Source organism: Hirschia litorea (assembly GCF_042665075.1).
GTDB lineage: Bacteria > Pseudomonadota > Alphaproteobacteria > Caulobacterales > Hyphomonadaceae > Hirschia > Hirschia litorea.
Window position 1 is genome coordinate 61,897 of record NZ_JBHTBR010000009.1, and the last position, 1,496, is coordinate 63,392.

The following is a 1,496-nucleotide window of genomic DNA, read 5'->3' on the forward strand; positions in this document are numbered from 1 at the left end:
CGAAGATAAAGTCCTCACAACACTTAAACACATGACCGGTCACGGCCAGCCAGAAGCAGGCATGAATATAGGTCCATCCCAACTTTCAGAACGCGTCCTTCGGGAAGTTTTCTTCCCCCCATTTGAGGCTGCCATCAATGCTGGAGCCGCATCAGTCATGGCAAGCTACAACGAAATAGATGGCATCCCATCCCATGCAAACCCTTGGTTATTAAACGATATCTTACGCGGAGAATGGGGTTTTGATGGACCTGTTGTTGCTGATTATTTTGCCATCAACGAATTAAACATTCGCCACCGTATCGTCGATTCCCTCGCGGAAGCTGGAAAAATAGCTCTCGAATCGGGCGTAGATATGGAATTACCAGACGGTGTTGCATTCTATAGCTTAAAAGACAAAATTGAGGCTGGAGAAATTGATGAATCAATTCTGGACCGCGCAGTTTTAAGAATCTTACAGCTCAAACAACGCGCCCGCCTTTTTGATACGCCTTACGCCGATGCAGCATATGCAGATAAAATCACTGGCAACAAAGAAGCAAGAGAACTAGCCTATCAAGCAGCCATTAAAGCCCCCGTACTCCTAAAAAATAAAAACAATACTCTGCCAATAGCGCCCTCAGACTACAAAAAAATTGCTGTCATTGGACCAAATTCAGATATTGTTGTTTTAGGCGGCTATTCAGACGAACCGCGTCAGGTCGTCAGCATTCTTGATGGCATTAAAGAACGTTGGGGTAATGAGACACAAATCATTCACAGCAAAGGCGTAGAATTGACCAGTAATCGTTCTTGGTGGGACGACAATGTATCCCTAGCTGACGAGACTGAAAACCTATCTAAAATCCAAGAAGCTGTCCAAAAAGCTCAGGACGCCGACCTCATCATTCTCGCCATTGGCGGAGATGAAAGCACCTCGAGAGAGGCTTGGTCAGAGACCCATATGGGTGATCGCAATGATATTACCCTGATAGGGCAACAAACCGAATTGGTTGAAGCATTGTCCAGCCTCGAAAAGCCGATGGTTGGCGTCGTCATTTCTGGTCGCCCACTCTCACTTGAAAATGTAGAAGATCATTTCGACGCTTTACTATATGGCTGGCTATTAGGACAAGAAACGGGTTACGCCGTGGCCGACCTATTAAGCGGGAAAGCCGTTCCAAGCGGCAAAATGCCCGTTACAGTACCAAGAAATGTCGGCCAAATCCCCGCCTTCTACAACCACAAACCAACAGCGCGCAGAGGGTATGCCTTTGCAGATGCATCCCCATTATATGCTTTCGGTCACGGCCTGAGTTACACCAGCTTCGAGTTTGGGAACGTCTCTCTTTCCAAGGACACAATATCTCCAGATGGCAACACAACAGCATCTATTACGGTAACAAACACCGGAGACTATAAAGCTGACGAAGTTGTTCAACTATATATTAGGGATGACGTTAGTTCAGTTACCCGCCCCGTTTTAGAACTCAAAGGGTTTGAACGCATTACTTTAG

Annotated in this window: 1 protein-coding gene; it reads left to right on the forward strand. The window is 46.4% G+C overall.

Annotation, left to right across the window (positions count from 1 at the left end):
* Window positions 1-1,496 (forward strand): glycoside hydrolase family 3 C-terminal domain-containing protein (locus tag ACFQS8_RS15045; protein ID WP_382168889.1); only part of this gene is annotated, 1,496 nt, incomplete at both ends.